Annotated in this window: 12 protein-coding genes; 6 read left to right on the plus strand and 6 right to left on the minus strand. The window is 57.5% G+C overall.

The window, feature by feature from the left end; translation table 11 throughout:
• Window positions 1-3: 3 nt before the first annotated feature.
• Together BB497_06660 and BB497_06665 are read right to left on the minus strand one after the other, a co-directional pair.
• Window positions 4-1689 (minus strand): arginine--tRNA ligase, encoded by a 1686-nt coding sequence (locus tag BB497_06660; GenBank protein AVI62409.1) that lies wholly within the window; start codon window positions 1687-1689, stop codon window positions 4-6.
• Window positions 1690-1832: 143 nt separating this feature from the next.
• On the minus strand, window positions 1833-4217 hold the full coding sequence (locus tag BB497_06665; protein AVI62410.1) for a primosomal protein N': 2385 nt from the start codon (window positions 4215-4217) through the stop codon (window positions 1833-1835).
• A gap of 19 nt (window positions 4218-4236) precedes the next feature.
• On the opposite strand from BB497_06665, the gene BB497_06670 reads away from it, so the two are divergent.
• Window positions 4237-4452, plus strand: a complete 216-nt coding sequence (locus BB497_06670; protein ID AVI62411.1) for a 50S ribosomal protein L31 — start codon at window positions 4237-4239, stop codon at window positions 4450-4452.
• A gap of 332 nt (window positions 4453-4784) precedes the next feature.
• Window positions 4785-6056, plus strand: coding sequence for a malate dehydrogenase (locus tag BB497_06675; protein ID AVI62412.1), 1272 nt, complete (start codon window positions 4785-4787; stop codon window positions 6054-6056).
• 98 nt (window positions 6057-6154) lie between these two features.
• On the opposite strand, the gene BB497_06680 is transcribed toward BB497_06675, so the two are convergent.
• Window positions 6155-6976 carry an acyl-CoA thioesterase II gene (locus BB497_06680; protein ID AVI62413.1) on the minus strand — a complete coding sequence of 274 codons (822 nt, stop codon included), beginning with the start codon at window positions 6974-6976 and terminating at the stop codon, window positions 6155-6157.
• 132 nt (window positions 6977-7108) lie between these two features.
• Between BB497_06680 and BB497_06685 the strand changes: the two genes are divergently transcribed.
• A complete protein-coding gene (locus BB497_06685; protein AVI62414.1) occupies window positions 7109-7558 on the plus strand; it encodes a tRNA-specific adenosine deaminase in 450 nt (149 codons plus the stop codon).
• A gap of 95 nt (window positions 7559-7653) precedes the next feature.
• On the opposite strand, the gene BB497_06690 is transcribed toward BB497_06685, so the two are convergent.
• The 3 genes from BB497_06690 to BB497_06700 form a co-directional block, all read right to left on the minus strand.
• Window positions 7654-7869: a hypothetical protein gene (locus BB497_06690; GenBank protein AVI62415.1), complete on the minus strand. Its 216-nt coding sequence runs from the start codon at window positions 7867-7869 to the stop codon at window positions 7654-7656.
• A 33-nt stretch (window positions 7870-7902) separates the two neighbouring features.
• Window positions 7903-8379, minus strand: a complete 477-nt coding sequence (locus tag BB497_06695) for a hypothetical protein (protein ID AVI62416.1) — start codon at window positions 8377-8379, stop codon at window positions 7903-7905.
• 201 nt (window positions 8380-8580) lie between these two features.
• Window positions 8581-10044: a lytic transglycosylase F gene (locus tag BB497_06700; protein AVI62417.1), complete on the minus strand. Its 1464-nt coding sequence runs from the start codon at window positions 10042-10044 to the stop codon at window positions 8581-8583.
• Window positions 10045-10227: 183 nt separating this feature from the next.
• Between BB497_06700 and BB497_06705 the strand changes: the two genes are divergently transcribed.
• From BB497_06705 to BB497_06715, 3 genes are all read left to right on the plus strand, one after another.
• A complete protein-coding gene (locus BB497_06705) occupies window positions 10228-14148 on the plus strand; it encodes a phosphoribosylformylglycinamidine synthase (protein ID AVI62418.1) in 3921 nt (1306 codons plus the stop codon).
• Window positions 14149-14251: 103 nt separating this feature from the next.
• Window positions 14252-15124 (plus strand): enoyl-CoA hydratase, encoded by an 873-nt coding sequence (locus BB497_06710; GenBank protein ID AVI62419.1) that lies wholly within the window; start codon window positions 14252-14254, stop codon window positions 15122-15124.
• Between the two features lie 70 nt (window positions 15125-15194).
• The gene (locus BB497_06715; GenBank protein ID AVI64285.1) at window positions 15195-16961 is read left to right on the plus strand and encodes an ATP-dependent helicase; all 1767 of its coding nucleotides are present in this window, start codon (window positions 15195-15197) and stop codon (window positions 16959-16961) included.
• The last annotated feature ends 48 nt before the right edge of the window (window positions 16962-17009 follow it).

The raw sequence follows: 17009 nt of genomic DNA on the forward strand, positions 1-17009 counted from the left end.
AGCTTACATCTCCTCTGGGGCGCTAACCCCCATGAGATTAAGCCCGTTCCGCAGCACCTGCCGGGTGGCGAGGCCAAGCGCTAAGCGCGTATTGCGCAGGGTGTCGTCATCCACCATGACTTTGACCGCGTTGTAGCAGGTGTGGAAGTCGCCGGCTAAATCCAGCAAGTATTGGGCGACCTGCTGGGGTTCGCGGTTTTTGGCGGCGTTTTCAACCACTTCCGGGTAGCGAGCCAAACGGTTAAGTACGGCTTTTTCCTGGTCGCTATCCAGCAGCGCCAAGTTGGCCATGGCGAGGCCATGATCAAAGGGGTTGCCTGCATCCTCAGCTTTGCGCAGTATGCTGCATACCCGGGCGTGGGCGTATTGGATGTAGTACACCGGGTTGTCGTTTGATTGGGAGCGAGCCAAATCAATATCAAACGTCAGCTGCGAATCCGCCCGGCGAGCCGCCAGGAAGAACCGCGTCGCGTCGCGGCCTACTTCATCAATCAGGTCGCGCACCGTCACATAGCTACCGGCGCGTTTGGAGAGTTTTACCTCAACGCCTGAGCGGGTCACCATGACCATCTGGTGCAGCACGTAGTCGGGCCAGCCTTTAGGAATACCCACTTCCAGGGCCTGCAGGCCAGCGCGGACACGGGTCACGGTGGAGTGGTGGTCCGCGCCTTGCTCGTTAATCACGGTTTTAAAGCCGCGCTGCCACTTGTTGAGGTGGTAGGCCACATCGGGCAGGAAGTAGGTGTAACCGCCCTCGCGCTTGCGCATTACACGGTCTTTGTCATCGCCAAAGTCGGTGGTGCGCAGCCATAGGGCGCCATCTTCTTCATAAGTGTGGCCGTTGGCGACCAGCTTTTCGACGGTGGCGTCCACTTTGCCATCTTCATAAAGCGATGACTCCAAGAAGTAGACGTCAAACTCAACGCCAAAGGCTTTAAGGTCTAGATCCTGCTCCCGGCGCAGCCAGGCAACGGCGAAATCCTGAATAGCGCTCAGATCGTTAGCATCGCCTTTGGCGGTGACTTCACGGTCGTCGGCAGTCACTGTTTTGCCTGCCATGTAGTCGTTGGCAGCATCGATGATGTATTCACCACGGTAGCCGTCTTCCGGCCAGCTGGGGTCATCGGGCCCGAGCCCTTTCGCGCGTGCCTGTACGGAAAGCGCTAGGTTTTTGATCTGGGCGCCAGCGTCGTTGTAGTAAAATTCGCGGGTCACATCGTAGCCAGTGGCTTCTAATAGGCGGCATAGGCAGTCGCCAATGGCCGCCCCCCGGCCGTGGCCCACGTGCAGCGGGCCCGTGGGGTTGGCAGACACAAACTCCACCTGCACTTTTTCGCCTTTACCAATCAGGCTGCGGCCAAAGGCGTCGCCGCTATCCAGCGCTTGGGCAACGATTTGCGCCGCGGCATCAGCGGCGGCAAAAAAGTTAATGAACCCTGGGCCTGCAATCTCAGTTTTTTGAATCGCGTCGCTAGCGGGGAGAGCCGCCACCAGGACGTCGGCCAGCTCACGGGGTTTCATGCCCGCGGGTTTGGCCAGCATCAGCGCCAGGTTAGTGGCGTAGTCACCGTGGGCTTTATCTTTGGTGGGGTCGACCTTAATGGCTGGCTGTAAATCGTCGGGCAGCACGCCTTGGTGCTTAAGCGCGGTCACCGCGCCTTCGAGCAAATAAATAATCGTGTCTTTCATGTAAATATCCGGGTGTCGTCGATAGCGGCGTGTGCATGCGCGCAGTTTTGCGGCGTCAAAGCGGCCATTATCGGCAATTGGCGCGCAGTTTCAAAGCCGTATTACTGAGTAGGGTAGCGCAGACGGTACCGGGTGCAGCGCTGTTAAGCGAGGGTTTGCGGGTCAATATCGATCGACCAGCGCACTTTGCGCGCCTCGCGGTTGGCCTCAAGCCACTGAACTAACCAGTTGGCAGCGGCGTGCCGCTGGCTGCGTTTGTCTGCGGCCAACATTATATGAAGGTGGTAACGGTTTTGGCGCCGCTCCATGGGGGCGGGCACTGGGCCTAAACAGCGTACCGGCAGCGCTGCTTCCTTTAACCACTGGCGAAGTGCTTGGGCGGCCTGCTGTGCCAAGGCACGGGCCGCCTCTTCTTTAGGGCTCTCAAAGCGCAGTAGCGCCATAAAGCAGAACGGTGGCAGCTTAGCGATGCGGCGCTCTTCTAGCAGGCTGCGTGCCAATGCGCTGTAGCCGTGTTCGGCAAGTTGGCCCAAGTGCGGGTCATCCGGGTGCAGGGTTTGAACTAACACCCGCCCGGGGTGAGCGGCGCGGCCAGCGCGACCGGCAACCTGTTCCAGTAGTTGAGCGCTGTGCTCCAGAGCGCGGAAGTCAGCGGCGTAAAGGCCGCCATCCGCATTGACCACGACCACCAGGGTCACATGGGGCAGGTGGTGGCCTTTGGCGAGCATCTGGGTGCCCACTAACAGGCAAGGCTCTCCGCGCTGAATCTCTTTAAGTATTTGCTCAAAGCTCTCTTTTTTGCGCGTGCTGTCGCGATCAATGCGGTGAACGGTAACCTTAGGAAAAAGCCCTTGCAGGGTTTCTTCGGTACGCTCGGTGCCGCTGCCCAGCGCGCGCAGGTCGCCGCTGCCGCACTCTGGACAAGCGTCTGGCAGGGCGCGACGGCTATCGCAGTGGTGGCAGGCCAGCAGCGGTGGCTGACGATGCAGCGTCATACGGGCGTCGCACTGGCCGCATTCGGCCATCCAGCCGCAGCTATGGCAAGCAAGCGTGGGGGCAAAGCCGCGACGATTAATGAACACCAATACCTGCTTGCCCGCATTAAGGGTGCTCTTTATGGCTTTAATGGCGCCTGGCAGCAGCCCGCCCTGGCGGCGCTGGTGGCGTAGGTCGATAAGCTCAAGCTTGGCAGGCGGATGACGACTGGGGCGCTGGGTCAGTCGCAAATGGCGATACGTGCCGCAAAGCGCTTGCTGCAAGCTTTCAAAGGAGGGCGTGGCACTGCCCAGCAACAACGGAATGTTGTGGTAGTGCGCTCTTGCAACGGCTAGGTCGCGGGCGTGGTAGCGCAGCCCATCATGCTGTTTATAAGAACCATCATGCTCTTCATCGACAATAATGGCACCGGGGTTAGCAAGTGGGGTGAAAATTGCTGAGCGGGTGCCAATGATGACCAGCGCGCGGCCATTGGCAGCGGCTTCCCACACATCAAGGCGCTCATGGTCGGTCAGCCCGGAGTGCAGCGCCACCACGGGCACGCGAAAACGGCTTCTAAAGCGCGCCAGGGTTTGGGGCGTTAGGCCGATTTCGGGCACCAGCACCAGGGATTGCTTCCCCTTGGCGGCCAGCGCCTCAATGAGCTGTAGATAAATTTCGGTTTTGCCGCTGCCGGTAACCCCCTCCAGCAGGCAAGGGTGGTAGCTATCGAGTTTTTCATGTAGCACGGCCAGCGCCGTGGCCTGTTCGCGATTAAGTGGCAGAGAGGGAGAGGCCAGTAAGCTGCCAGTGGTAGGTTTGGAGGCGGTTAAAATCATCTCTTCGGCGCGGGTGAACCCTTTTTTTTGCAGTGCTAATAACTGGTCGCGGGTAAAGCCGTGGGCGCTGATAGCGCGCGCTGCCAAGCCGTGCGGATGCTGACGTAATAAGGCATAAAGCTCGGCTTGTTTGGGGGCACGCTGCAGGGGTGATGCATCAGGCGTTTCAATGGGTAGCCAAAGCGTTTGCGTTCGCCCTGCCATGGGATGCCCTTGGCGTAGCCTGGCGGGCATAGCCAATTGCATGGTGTCGCCCAGGCTGTGCTGGTAGTAACGAGCGGTAAAGTGGCACAGCCACTGCCAATCGCTTGGCAGTGGCGCGTCATCAAGTACGTCGCTAATAGCACGCAGCTGCGAGTGAGGCAGTTCGCTGCTGTTCGCCAGCGCTACGACAACGCCGACTACCTCCCGGTGGCCAAACGGTACGCGCACCCTAAGCCCCGGCTGCCAGCCCACTTTAGGTGTCTGGCGGGCGGGTAAATAGTCAAATAGACGCCGTAACGGCGACGGTAGGGCAACTTTAAGCACCTGGCAGGAGGCTTGAGTTGGCTTTTGTGAGCCTCCCAGGGAAGAAACGGAATCGGGCAATTGGCCTCCGGCGTTAAGTTTGCTAAAATGCGTGGCCGCTTCGAATCTGTCAGATCGAGCGACTAACCGGTTAGTAGTTTTTTCACACCCGTATGCGGTGCCTGGCAACGGATCAGGTGGCGGCATACAGCTCATGAGGCTCAAGATGAAACAAGGTATCCACCCGAATTACAACACGGTCACCGCTACTTGTTCTTGCGGTGCAAACTTCCAGGTTGGTTCTACCTCTGGTCAGGACTTCTCTCTGGACGTGTGCTCCAACTGCCACCCGTTCTATACCGGTAAGCAGAAGCAAGCGACCACTGGTGGCCGTGTAGAGCGCTTCAACAAGCGCTTTGGCGCTGCTGTTAAGCGCGGCTAATCCTAACGGATTTGCGCTTCGCAGGCACGTTATGTGCTTTGCGCAAAAACCCACGCTTCGGCGTGGGTTTTTTGTTGGGTGTCGAAATGATAATAGCGTGAAGATACCTCTTATAAGCAGTCTTAAAATGCTGCGCTGCATCAATAAGCAAACCTTTATGGCTGGTGGCTTGATGTATAAGTTGCAGCAAATGGCGGATAAAAGTTACGAACGTGAGTTAAAAATCGCTAAAACGGCCGTTTTTCTGTCAGGTTGACTATGCGCTTGAGACCCTTGGGTTTTTTCTATATTCTGAAGTGACTTAACTATTTTAGGCTAATTGGACCCTGACCATGACGGATGCAAACAAGCAAGCGGCTTTGGATTATCACGCTAAACCGATCCCCGGTAAGCTTTCTGTGGAGTTAACCAAGCCCACCGCGACTGCGCGGGATTTGGCGCTGGCCTACAGCCCGGGTGTTGCTGAGCCGGTGCGTGAAATTGCCCGCGATGCGGAAAATGCTTACCGTTATACCGGTAAAGGGAACCTCGTCGCTGTTATTTCCGACGGTACCGCGATTCTGGGTCTGGGTAATTTGGGGCCGCTCGCAAGTAAGCCGGTAATGGAAGGCAAAGGCGTACTGTTCAAGTGCTTTGCCGGCATTAACTCGGTGGATATCGAAGTTGACGCTGAGAGTCCGCAGGCGTTTATTGATACCGTTGCCCGTATTGCCGATACCTGGGGTGGCATTAACCTGGAAGATATTAAAGCGCCTGAGTGCTTTGAGATCGAAAAGGCCTTGATCGAGCGCTGTAACATTCCTGTTTTCCATGATGATCAGCACGGTACCGCGATTGTGACCGCGGCGGGCATGCTGAATGCTCTGGATATTGCGGGCAAATCGATTGAGAACGTGAGAATCGTCTGCATGGGCGCAGGTGCTGCCGCCATTGCCTGCATGCGGTTGTTGGTGTCTTGTGGCGCTAAAAAAGAAAACCTAGTAATGCTTGATCGTCGTGGAGTTATCCACACTCACCGCGACGGCATCAATGAGTATAAGGCGCAGTTTGCCCTCGATACCGATATGCGCACGCTAGACGATGCCATTGACGGTGCTGACGTGTTTATTGGTCTGTCTGGTCCTGGCCTGCTGTCCGCTGATCAGGTGAAGAAAATGGCCGCCGACCCGGTTATTTTTGCGTGCACCAATCCTGATCCGGAAATTCATCCAGACGTTGCCCGCGCAGCCCGCCCAGACGTGATTATGGCCACTGGCCGCTCAGACTACCCCAACCAAGTTAACAACGTGCTGGGTTTCCCGTTTATCTTCCGCGGTGCCTTGGATGTACGCGCTACGCGCATTAACGAAGCGATGAAGCTGGCCGCCGTGCACGCCCTGAAAGACCTGGCCCGTGAGCCGGTACCCCAGGAAGTGCTGGATGCCTACGAGCGTACTGAAATGAGCTTTGGTCGTGAGTACATTATTCCAACACCGGTGGATGTTCGCCTGCTAGCGCGTATTTCCTCTGCTGTCGCCCAGGCAGCCGTTGAATCCGGCGTGGCGCGTAAGCCTTACCCGGCTCACTACCCGCTGCAAACCATTAACGACGTTTACGGCAACTAAGTAACCGTAAGTCGCTGCTATACGCGTTAAGCCTACGCCCGCTAATCAGCGGGCGTAGTCGTTTTAGGGCATGTAAAAGGGACTGAGGTAAAAAGCTTTTAGCTATGCGGGTAGCGGGTTAGCCCTTCTTGGGCGGTAGACGCCACTAAGCGGCCATCGCGCTGGTAAATATGGCCGCGTGCCAAGCCGCGGGCGCCGCCTGCCCAGGGGGAGTCAATGACGTAAAGCAGCCATTCGTCCAGCCGTGTATCCTCATGCAGCCATAGCGCATGATCGAGGCTGGCGATGCGCAGTTTGGGGTCGGTGTATTTAATGCCGTGGGGGATTAACCCCGTGGTGAGCAGGTTAAAATCAGATGCATAGGAGAGCAGATGGCGGTGCAGTGCCGGGTCGTCAGGCAGCGTGCCACCTGCTAAACGAAACCACAGGCACTGGCCTGCAGGCGCGCCATTATCCGGATTTTCCGGTAAGTGTAAAAATTCAATGGGGTGGCCAGGAAAGCGGGCATGCTTAACATCACCGCTTTCAATCAGCGCCTCGGGAGTAGGTACTTTGGGCATTGCACGCTGGTGGCTGATGCCCTCTTCCTCGCTTTGAAACGAGGCGCTACAGAAGAAGATAGGCCGGCCTTTTTGAATCGCCGTCACCCGCCGCGTGGTGAAGCTGCCGCCATCGCGAATGGTATCAACTTGGTAGACAACCGGGCGATGGGGGTCGCCTGGGCGAAGAAAGTAGCCGTGCTGGGAGTGGGGGCGGCGTTCATCGGGTACGGTGCGGGCCGCCGCCGCTAGTGCTTGGCCTAATACTTGGCCACCGTAAAGCTGAGGGAAGCCCAAATCTTGGCTTTGGCCTCGGAATAGCGTCTCTTCGAGGGTCTCCAACTCTAGTAAACTTACCAGCGTATTCAGCGCATCATTCATGCTCAGTGTCCTTGGTGCTGTCTGTTGTGCCGCCGATGACCGAAAGCGTACCTAGTGCGGCTATCGAATTATTAAAACGATCGTTTTGCTACCTTAGCGGAGTTTGCCTTGATACGCAGCGATGAATTTTACATGCACCGGGCGCTTGACCAAGCGCATTTGGCCTATGCAGCAGGTGAGGTGCCGGTGGGCGCTGTGGTGGTGGACGCCCTGGGCGATATTATCGGGGTGGGTCGAAATGCGCCGGTGGCTAGCTGCGACCCCAGTAGCCATGCCGAAATTTGTGCTCTGCGTGAGGCAGGGCAGCAGCTGGGCAACTATCGTCTGGAAGGCTGTACGCTGTTTGTGACGCTAGAACCCTGCATGATGTGTGCAGGGGCCATGGTGCATGCACGCTTAAGCCGCTTGGTATACGGCGCGGCGGAGCCGCGTTCCGGCATGGTGGAATCGAAAGCCAACTTGCTGGCCCAGCCCTGGTTTAATCATCAAGTAGCGGTGACGCGCGGTGTTCTGGCAGCACCTGCTAAAAAGCTACTCAAGCGCTTTTTTATCGAGCAGCGAGCGTCCTCTGGTAATAAATAGGCGTTAAACATCTTCACGAGCATTAAGCGTGCCCCGCTCAATGCGATTGCGCCCGCGGTGTTTAGCATTGTAAAGCGCTTCGTCGGCGGCTTGCATCATACGCGCCATATCTGGATTTTCGGGAAGTGGTCGATATCAAACAGGACTAAGCTAGTGGGACGTATCGCTTGGGCAGTCTCCATCTGTTCCAGAAAATAGCGACGATTGGCAATGCCGGTTAATTCATCATGGCGCGCTAGCCACTCAATTTCTTGCTGTAGCTTGCTGTGTTTTTTGATCTCTTGTTGAAGCGCGGCGTTACTTTTTTGCATTGCGCTATGTTGCTGTCCTAAGCGCTGAAACGTTTAGAGCACGAGATAGAGTAAATAGGCAAGGATTAAGCCAATGACTAAGCTGATTGAGGGTAGTCGAGGTAATTGGCTAATCAGGTACTGGCGCCGTGGTTGATAAGAGAGGGTCAGTGACTTATCTAGTAAATAAATGGAGTAGTGGTATGCCCAGTGGCCTGGGTCGGTAGAGTCTCCATGTTCTGCCAACACATGAGTGTCGTTGTACCACTGTATGGCCCCTTGGTTTGCAGGCAACTGCGTAAACAGTTTCTCAGCAAATAAGGGCAGGCTGACAGCCATGGCTGCTGCGCCTAAGCGCACTCGATGGCGTAGCAGGAGTGCTAATGCGCTCAGTTGCAAAGCCAGGGTCATGAATAGCGGTGCTTGGAAGCGCTCAACGCTGCCAGGGTATATCCAAGCAGCCAGGGTTTCCCAGCGGGCCGTTGTTACCCAGTTTTCCGGTAGTAGGTAGCTGATAAGTCCCGGTAGCAAAACGCCAATCGTCCCAGAGCTGAGCAGGCTTGCAAATAGTCAGCGATCTTTTTGAGCGCATAGCAGGCCTAGCGCTAACAGCACGAGTGCTATTGAGCTAACGCTGGGTTGCATTACAACAAGCGTAATAGCAAAGCAGGCTGCAGTGACTGATAGCCAGCGCTCCGCTTGTGCAATGGGCATAGAGACTGCTTCCTCGTATCAATTAAGCGGCGGCACAAGCTCGAACAATAGCGGCGACTCATCGTTGATAGGCGTTTGCCCTAGTTGGAAAAACTGGAGCCGACTACGCTCAACATACTCAATCATTTCGTAATAGCGGCGTATGTTGCGCACATAGATGACCGGCTCGCCGCCACGGGCATAGCCGTGGCGGGTTTGGCTGTGCCACTCGCGCTGCTGGAGAAGCGGCAGCGCGGTGCGTACCTCTTGCCAGCTATCAGGGTCTCCGCCGAGGGTTTCTGCGATCCTGCGAGCGTCATAAAGATGCCCAAGCCCCACGTTGTAAGCCGCCATGGCCATATAGAGCCGGTCATCACCGGTAATGCTTTCCGGCAGCCGGTCTTTAATGCTGCGTAGGTAGCGTGCGCCGCCGTCGATACTTTGTGCTGGGTCCGTGCGGTCGGCAATGCCCATCTCGCTGGCTGTTGGGTTGGTAAGCATCATCAAACCACGCACCCCGGTAGGTGATACGGCATCAGGGTCCCAATGGGACTCCTGATAGCCCACGGCAGCCAGAAGTTTCCAATCAAAGCCTGTTTCCTGAGCTGCCTGTTTAAAAAGCTCGGTGTAGGAGGGCAGGCGCTCGTTTAAGTGCGCTAAGAAAGTGCGCGTTCCCACGTACTCAAGGTAGTCATCGTGGCCGAAGTAGCGGTTAACCAGCTGCTCCAGCGTGCCGTCCTCTTGGAGCGTTTGAAGAAATTGGTTGGCGGCTTCCAACAGCCCCAAGCCTCGACTGCTGGGCACTGCCCATGCCATTGACAGCGGCTCGTCGAGAAAAAATCCCCGTTCCACATTAGGAAAAAACAGCCGGTTAAGCCGGAACTGGTGGTCAAAAATGAGCGCCGCATCCAGCGTGCCGTTTTCAACTTGGGCAAGCAGTTCGGCAACTTCTATCTCATGAGACTCTTTCCAACTAAGTGCCGGGTAGTCGCTTTGTAGCGCCAACAGCGCTTGGCTGGTGCCTGCGCCGCTAAGCGTGCCAAGTTCAATGCCGACTAAATCCTCGGGGTGGGCAATTCCGTGTAGACCGCGTCGATACACCACCAGTGGCTGCATCTGAATAATGGGGCGGGTGTAGTGGATGCCTGGTGAGTCGGGCAGTAACGGCAGTCCCGCCGCGCCTAAATCGCCTTGCTCGCGCACCGCTGGCAGTACGCTTTCGGGATGATGGCTGGCGTTTAGATTTAAGCTGACGTCCAGGTGGTCAGCAAACCGCTGCATTAACTCGTACTCAAACCCGGTAGGGCCTTGGCGGCCCTCGTAATAGGTTGTTGGCGTATTACGGGTATGAATAGTAATAAAGTCTTTTGCCTGTATCTGGGTTAAATGCTCGCTTGGCGGCACCCAGGAAGGCGGGGTAATCATTACCAGTAAAACAGTGATAGCTAACGCCCTATAGGTGCTTAGGGAGGTAACAAAGTGTCGGTAGATCAGCGTTAGCATGGCGTCAGTTCAGCGTGAAACATGCTGTCACGATACCCAGCCTTTAAGAGGCTGTCACCTTGTTGATTTCGTGTGGCCGACGCTTTCCAGTATCATAGGCACTTATTGGTATCATAAAGAGGGGTCGCATTGCGGCCTGGTGATTTCCTGCTCGAACTCTTCCTGCTTTAGAGGCTCCCAGATATGCTCGAACTGCGAGGCGCACCCGCCCTTTCTGCCTTCCGCCATGAACGGCTGTTAACGGTGTTGCGTGAACGTGTTCCGGAGGTGGAGGCGCTATCCGCCCATTACGTCCACTTCATTGATCACCACGAAGAGCTCGATAACGCCACTCAAGAGCGTTTAGCTCAGCTGCTCGACTACGGTAGCCACGAAAGCCAAGACGCCCCGGAAAACGCCCAGCGTTTTCTGGTGGTGCCGCGCTTAGGCACTCAGTCTCCCTGGTCCTCTAAAGCAACCGATATCGCCCATAACTGTGGGCTGGGTCAAATTAGCCGCATTGAGCGAGGTATTGATTACCGAGTAGGGCTACGCGGAGACGTCAGCGCTGACACCCTGCAGGCAGTCGCCGCACTGCTACATGACCGCATGATAGAAACCGTGCTGGACGATGCCGCCGACGCCGCCAAACTGTTTGCCCATCACGCGCCAGCCCCCCTTGGCAGTGTGGATATTTTAGACGGTGGCCGCGACGCCTTAGCAACGGCTAACCGCGAGCTTGGCCTGGCCCTGGCAGAAGATGAAATTGACTACTTAGTGGCTGCGTTTGTTGAGCTTGGCCGCAACCCAAGCGATGTCGAGCTGATGATGTTTGCCCAGGCAAACTCTGAGCACTGCCGCCATAAAATCTTCAACGCGGACTGGGTAATTGATGGTGAAGCGCAGCCCTATTCGCTGTTTAAGATGATTAAGAATACCTTTGCGTCCTCGCCGGATAACGTGCTTTCCGCCTACAGCGACAACGCGGCGGTGATTAAGGGCAGCTACGGTGGACGCTTCTTCCCCACGCCGCTAACGGGTGCCGAGGGCGAGCGCGCTAGCTACGATGCTCACCAAGAGCCGATCCACATTCTGATGAAGGTGGAAACCCACAACCACCCCACGGCGATTGCGCCATTTCCAGGGGCAGCGACAGGCTCAGGTGGTGAAATTCGTGACGAAGGCGCCACCGGCATCGGCGGTAAGCCCAAAGCGGGTCTCTCGGGCTTTACGGTTTCTAACCTGCGTATTCCCGAATTCGTGCAGCCTTGGGAAGCCTTTGATTACGGCAAGCCCGAGCGTATGCAGTCGGCGTTGCAAATTATGCTGGATGGCCCGATCGGTGGCGCAGCGTTTAATAACGAGTTTGGCCGCCCCAACCTAACCGGCTACTTCCGCACCTACGAGCAGGATACGCTGAGTGAAGGTGGCATTGAGCGCAGGGGGTTCCACAAGCCGATCATGCTGGCGGGTGGCTACGGTAATATTCGCGCGCAGCACGTGCAAAAGGGCGAAATTCCCGTTGGCGGTAAGCTGATTGTCATGGGTGGCCCTGCCATGCTGATTGGTTTGGGCGGCGGTGCGGCGTCCAGCATGGCATCAGGTGTTTCAAGTGCCGATTTGGACTTTGCCTCGGTTCAGCGGGAAAACCCGGAGATCGAGCGTCGCGCTCAAGAGGTCATCGACCGCTGTTGGGCGTTAGGTCTTCAAAACCCCATTCGCTTTATTCACGACGTAGGTGCAGGGGGGCTTTCCAACGCGCTGCCAGAACTCGTCAAAGATGGTAACCGCGGCGGTCTGTTTGACCTGCGCGCGGTGCCCAACGCTGAACCCGGCATGAGCCCGCTGGAAATTTGGTGTAACGAAGCCCAGGAGCGCTATGTACTGGCGGTGGCGCCGGAAGATTTAGCTACTTTCGATGCGCTGTGTAAGCGCGAGCGCTGCCCCTACGCGGTAGTGGGCGAGGCTCTTGAGCATCATCACCTAGAAGTGCGCGACGGTCATTTTGACACCAAACCCGTCGATCTACCGATGAGCGTGCTGTTTGGCAAAGCCCCCAAGATGACCCGCACATTTGAGCGTCAAACGCCTGAGCTTTCCGGTGTGATGCTCGACAACCTGGACCTACGTGAGGCGCTGGACCGGGTGCTGCGTTTGCCTGCGGTGGCCTCTAAAAGCTTCTTGATCACCATTGGCGACCGCTCCATTACCGGCCAAGTGGCCCGTGACCAGATGGTTGGCCCGTGGCAGGTGCCGGTGGCTGATGTTGCTGTTACTACCGCAAGCTTTGACACCCATGCCGGTGAAGCGATGGCCATGGGCGAGCGCCCACCGGTCGCGCTGATTAACCCCGCCGCCAGCGCCCGTTTGGCCGTTGCCGAAGCGATTACCAACTTAGCCGCCGCGCCCATTGCCAAGCTATCCGATATTAAGCTCTCGGCTAACTGGATGAGCGCCGCGGACCACCCTGGCGAAAACCAAGCGCTATTTGAAGCGGTGCATGCAGTGGGTATGGAACTCTGCCCAGCACTAGGCATTGCTATACCCGTGGGCAAGGACTCCATGTCCATGCGCACCGCTTGGCAGGACGATGCTGACGAGAAGAGCATCACTTCACCGCTCTCCCTGGTGGTGACGGGGTTTGCGCCGGTGACTGATGCGCTTGCCACGCTGACCCCGCAAATCAATGTGGAGCAAGAAGAGTCTGACTTGATCCTGATTGACCTGGGGAATGGCCAAAACCGCTTGGGCGGCTCGGCGCTGGCGCAGGTGTATGGCCAAGTAGGCAACGAATGCCCCGATGTGGACGACCCCGAAGACCTAAAAGCGTTTTTCGAGGTAATCCAGGGCCTCAACCGCGACGGTAAGCTGTTGGCCTATCATGATCGCAGCGATGGCGGCCTACTGGTCACGTTGCTGGAAATGGCCTTTGCTGCCCATGCGGGCCTTGAAATTAAATTGGACTGGCTGATCGACGAGCCGGTGGAAGCCTTTAACGCGCTGTTCTCGGAAGAGCTAGGCGCGGTGATTCAGGTGAACCGGGCAGACACTGAAGAAGTGCTGACCCAGTTTGCCATCGCGGGTATTGAGACCTGCGGCGTTATTGCCCGCCCCCGCTACGACGACCAAGTACGGGTCACGCTGTTTGAAGAACCGTTATTAGAAACCACCCGCCAACTGACTCAGCGCACTTGGACTGAGACCAGCTATCGTATGCAGGCGCTGCGGGATAATCCTGAGTGCGCAAAGAACGAATTCGACAACCTGCTTGACGCTCGCGACCCTGGCTTAAGTGCCGCGCCCAGCTTCGATATTAACGACGATATCAGCGCGCCGTTTATTAACACCACAAAACCTGCGGTTGCGGTGCTGCGCGAGCAGGGGGTTAATGGCCAGGTTGAGATGGGCTGGGCCTTCCACAAAGCGGGCTTTGATGCGGTGGATGTGCACATGAGCGACATCCTGGAAGGCCGTGTTTCTCTTGATGAGTTCAAAGGGCTCGTCGCCTGTGGCGGTTTCTCCTACGGCGACGTGTTGGGTGCCGGCGGCGGTTGGGCGAAGTCGGTGCTGTTTAACGAGCGCGCCCGGGAGCAGTTTGCCGCGTTCTTCACCCGCGACGATAGCTTCTCGTTAGGCGTATGTAACGGCTGTCAGATGCTTTCACAGCTGAAAACGCTGATTCCCGGCGCTGAAAACTGGCCGGCGTTCGTACGCAATGAGTCCGAGCAGTTTGAAGCACGGGTCGCTATGGTGCGGGTAGAAAAGAGCCCCTCGATTCTATTGGCGGGCATGGAAGGCTCCAAGCTGCCGATTGCCGTGGCCCACGGTGAAGGCCGCGCCGAGTTCCGCGATACCGCGCACCTGCGCACCATGCAGTCCAGCAGCCAGATCGCGCTGCGTTATATTGATAACTACGGTCAGGTGACTACCCGCTACCCGGCTAACCCCAACGGCTCGCCGTCGGGCATTACCGGTTTAACCACGCCAGATGGCCGCGTCACCATCATGATGCCTCACCCGGAGCGAGTGACCCGCGCAGTTACCAACTCCTGGCGCCCCGCTGAGTGGACCGAAGATGGTGCGTGGTTGCGCCTGTTCCGTAACGCCCGTGTGTGGCTGGGTTAAGACCTGTCATTGCTTGTGAAAAGCGGCCTGCGGGCCGCTTTTTGCTTATGACAGAGACGTGGTTGCGGTGACAGCTGGGGTGAGATGAAACGTTTGTTTGAAAATGGGCCGCCCTCGCGCCACACTCAGTTCACAAGAGCAGGGTCGCCAATGGGTGGCGAGCCAAAAAATTCTGGGAGTTGGAATGCATCAAACCTTCAATGAGCGCGTGACGTTGACCTTCGTTGACCATGTGGCCGAGGTTATGTTGTCGCGTCCTGACCATCACAATGGCTTGGATTGGGCCATGATCGACGGTCTGCTGGCGGCACAGCAGCACCTAACCGAGCTTGCGGGGCTACGTGCCGTGATCTTGAGCGGCGATGGCGACAGCTTTTGCGCCGGCCTCGATATGGCGTCGATCATGGGTGAGGCAGAGCGGTTGCCTACTCTGCTGGCACCCGACGCTACGGGTGTCAATCCGGTGCAGCGCTTGGCCATGGGGTGGCGTGAGCCGGGCGTGCCCGTCGTCGCTGCCCTGCACGGGCACGTTTACGGGGGTGGGCTGCAGATTGCCTTGGGTGCTGATATACGCATTCTCCACCCGCAGGCGCGTCTCGGGCTGCTGGAGATTGATTGGGGCATCATCCCCGATATGGCCATAAGCGTGACCGGAGAGTGGCTGCGTCAGGATGTGCTGTATGAACTGGCGATCAGCGGGCGCAAGGTGTCAGGAGATGAGGCTTACCAGCTTGGGCTTGGCACTCGCCTGAGCGAAACGCCGCTGGCGACGGCGCGGGATACCGCCGCGCTAATTGCCTCACGCTCGCCTCAAGCCGTGGCGGCGGCGCGTGAGCTATTTACCCGAGGACCAGCCTTGGGTCACCGGGATCGGCTGGCGCTCGAAGCCCATTTGCAGCGGCAGCTATTGGCCAGCGCTGAACAGCGCGAGGCGGTAAGCGCACGAATGGAGCGTCGACCCCCGCGTTTTGACTAACATACCTCACTTAAACGCTTCCGCTGGCTCTGGCTCGCCACCCAGCCTGCGCCCCTACCAAACGGAGGCCGTGCAGCGGGTAGTGGAGCACTTCCGTGCGACCAGTGCGCCAGGAGTAGTCGTGCTGCCCACCGGCAGTGGTAAGTCGCTGGTGATTGCCGAGCTTGCAAGGCTTGCCCGTGGGCGCGTGTTGGTGCTGGCGCACGTGCGCGAGCTGGTAGAGCAAAACCACGCTAAATACCAAGCTTACGGGCTTGCGGCGGATATTTTTAGCGCCGGGTTAAAGCGCAAAGAGGCCAGCCGCCAAGTGGTCTTTGGTTCGGTGCAGTCAGTGGTGCGTAACCTTGAACGCTTCACTGACGCCAGCTTTACGCTGCTGGTCATTGACGAGTGCCACCGAGTCTCGCTGGAGAAAGACGCAAGCTATCGCCAGGTGATTGATCATCTTCAGCGTCAGAATCCGCAGTTGAAAATTCTTGGTTTAACCGCCACGCCGTTTCGCTTAGGGCAGGGGTTTATCTACCACCGCCACCACCATGGCATGGTGCGTGGTGATGACGCGTGCTTCTTTGCCGACTGCGTATTTGAACAGCCGCTGCGGCTGATGGTGAAGCAGGGCTTTTTGGCCGCACCCAAACGGCTGGATATGGCCATTGAGGGCTACGATTTTTCTGCTCTTGCACCCGCCGCTGGGGGGTTATTCCGCGAGGAGGAGCTTAATCGCGTGGTGGCGGGCAGCCGCGCTACGCCCGGCATTATTGCCCAGGTGGTTGAGTACGCTAAAGAGCGTCAGGGCGTGATGATTTTTGCCGCCACCGTGGCCCACGCCGAAGAGGTGATCAGCTACCTGCCCGCGGAGCAGGCAGCGCTCATTACCGGAGCGACGGCCACACAGGAACGCACCTCGATCATAGCGCGGTTTAAAGCCCGTGAGCTGAAGTTCCTGGTAAATGTCGCGGTGCTGACCACTGGCTTTGATGCCCCCCATGTGGATTTAATCGCTATTCTGCGGCCCACTGAATCGGTGAGCCTCTACCAGCAGATGGTGGGGCGGGGGCTGCGGCTTTCACCAGGGAAAGCCGATTGCCTGATTCTCGACTACGCGGGCAATCCGTGGGATCTCTATGCGCCCGAAGTGGGGGAGCCAAAGCCTGATAGCGATAGCGAACCGGTGCAGGTGGCGTGCCCGGCCTGCGGTCATGCCAACCTATTTTGGGGTAAGCGCGACGGAGAGCTGGTGATTGAGCATTTCGGTCGCCGCTGTCAGGGGTTAGTCGAGCAGCCTAACTTGCCTGTTAGCGAGAGCAAGGGTGGCCGGGGCGCAGCTTCGGGCGTCTATAAAAAGCAGTGCGACTTTCGCTTCCGCTTTAAAGTATGCGATAGCTGCGGTGCTGAAAACGATATTGCCGCCCGCCGCTGTCACGGCTGCCAACAACTGCTGGTGGACGCCGACGATAAACTGAAAGATGCGCTCAAATTAAAAGACGCTAAAGTGCTGCGGGTCAGCGGTATGCAGTTAGAGGCGACCACCAATGGACGGGGCTTGCCGCGCTTAAAGGTCACCTACTACGACGAAGATGGTGTGAGCCTTGCCGAGTGGTTTGCACTGGAAACCGCCGCTCAGCGGCGGGCGTTTTACGCTGTCTTTTTACGCGACCACCTGCGTGCCCCAGGCGCCAAGTGGCAGCCGATGACGCCGAATGAGGTGGTTGATGAGCAGTGCCGCCTGCGCTACCCGGATTTTGTGGTGGGCCGTAAAGTCGGGCGGCACTGGCAGCTTCGCGATAAGCTATTCGACTACCAAGGCCGCTACCGCAAGGCCGCCGAGGCGGGCTAGGGGAATGTTCGCCTTCCTGCGGCGCTGTTACACTGGCGCCATCATTTA

The sequence above is a fragment of the Halomonas sp. GFAJ-1 genome, assembly GCA_002966495.1.
Classification (GTDB): domain Bacteria; phylum Pseudomonadota; class Gammaproteobacteria; order Pseudomonadales; family Halomonadaceae; genus Vreelandella.

What these genes read in the sequence shown, in the direction of transcription:
- BB497_06690 (AVI62415.1), bottom strand. Translation starts at nt 7,869, where the DNA reads ATGCAAAAAAGTAACGCCGCGCTTCAACAAGAGATCAAAAAACACAGC.
- BB497_06710 (AVI62419.1), top strand. Translation starts at nt 14,252, where the DNA reads ATGGGCCGCCCTCGCGCCACACTCAGTTCACAAGAGCAGGGTCGCCAA.
- BB497_06665 (AVI62410.1), bottom strand. Translation starts at nt 4,217, where the DNA reads ATGCCGCCACCTGATCCGTTGCCAGGCACCGCATACGGGTGTGAAAAA.
- BB497_06685 (AVI62414.1), top strand. Translation starts at nt 7,109, where the DNA reads ATGCACCGGGCGCTTGACCAAGCGCATTTGGCCTATGCAGCAGGTGAG.
- BB497_06675 (AVI62412.1), top strand. Translation starts at nt 4,785, where the DNA reads ATGACGGATGCAAACAAGCAAGCGGCTTTGGATTATCACGCTAAACCG.
- BB497_06700 (AVI62417.1), bottom strand. Translation starts at nt 10,044, where the DNA reads ATGCTAACGCTGATCTACCGACACTTTGTTACCTCCCTAAGCACCTAT.
- BB497_06680 (AVI62413.1), bottom strand. Translation starts at nt 6,976, where the DNA reads ATGAATGATGCGCTGAATACGCTGGTAAGTTTACTAGAGTTGGAGACC.
- BB497_06705 (AVI62418.1), top strand. Translation starts at nt 10,228, where the DNA reads ATGCTCGAACTGCGAGGCGCACCCGCCCTTTCTGCCTTCCGCCATGAA.
- BB497_06660 (AVI62409.1), bottom strand. Translation starts at nt 1,689, where the DNA reads ATGAAAGACACGATTATTTATTTGCTCGAAGGCGCGGTGACCGCGCTT.
- BB497_06670 (AVI62411.1), top strand. Translation starts at nt 4,237, where the DNA reads ATGAAACAAGGTATCCACCCGAATTACAACACGGTCACCGCTACTTGT.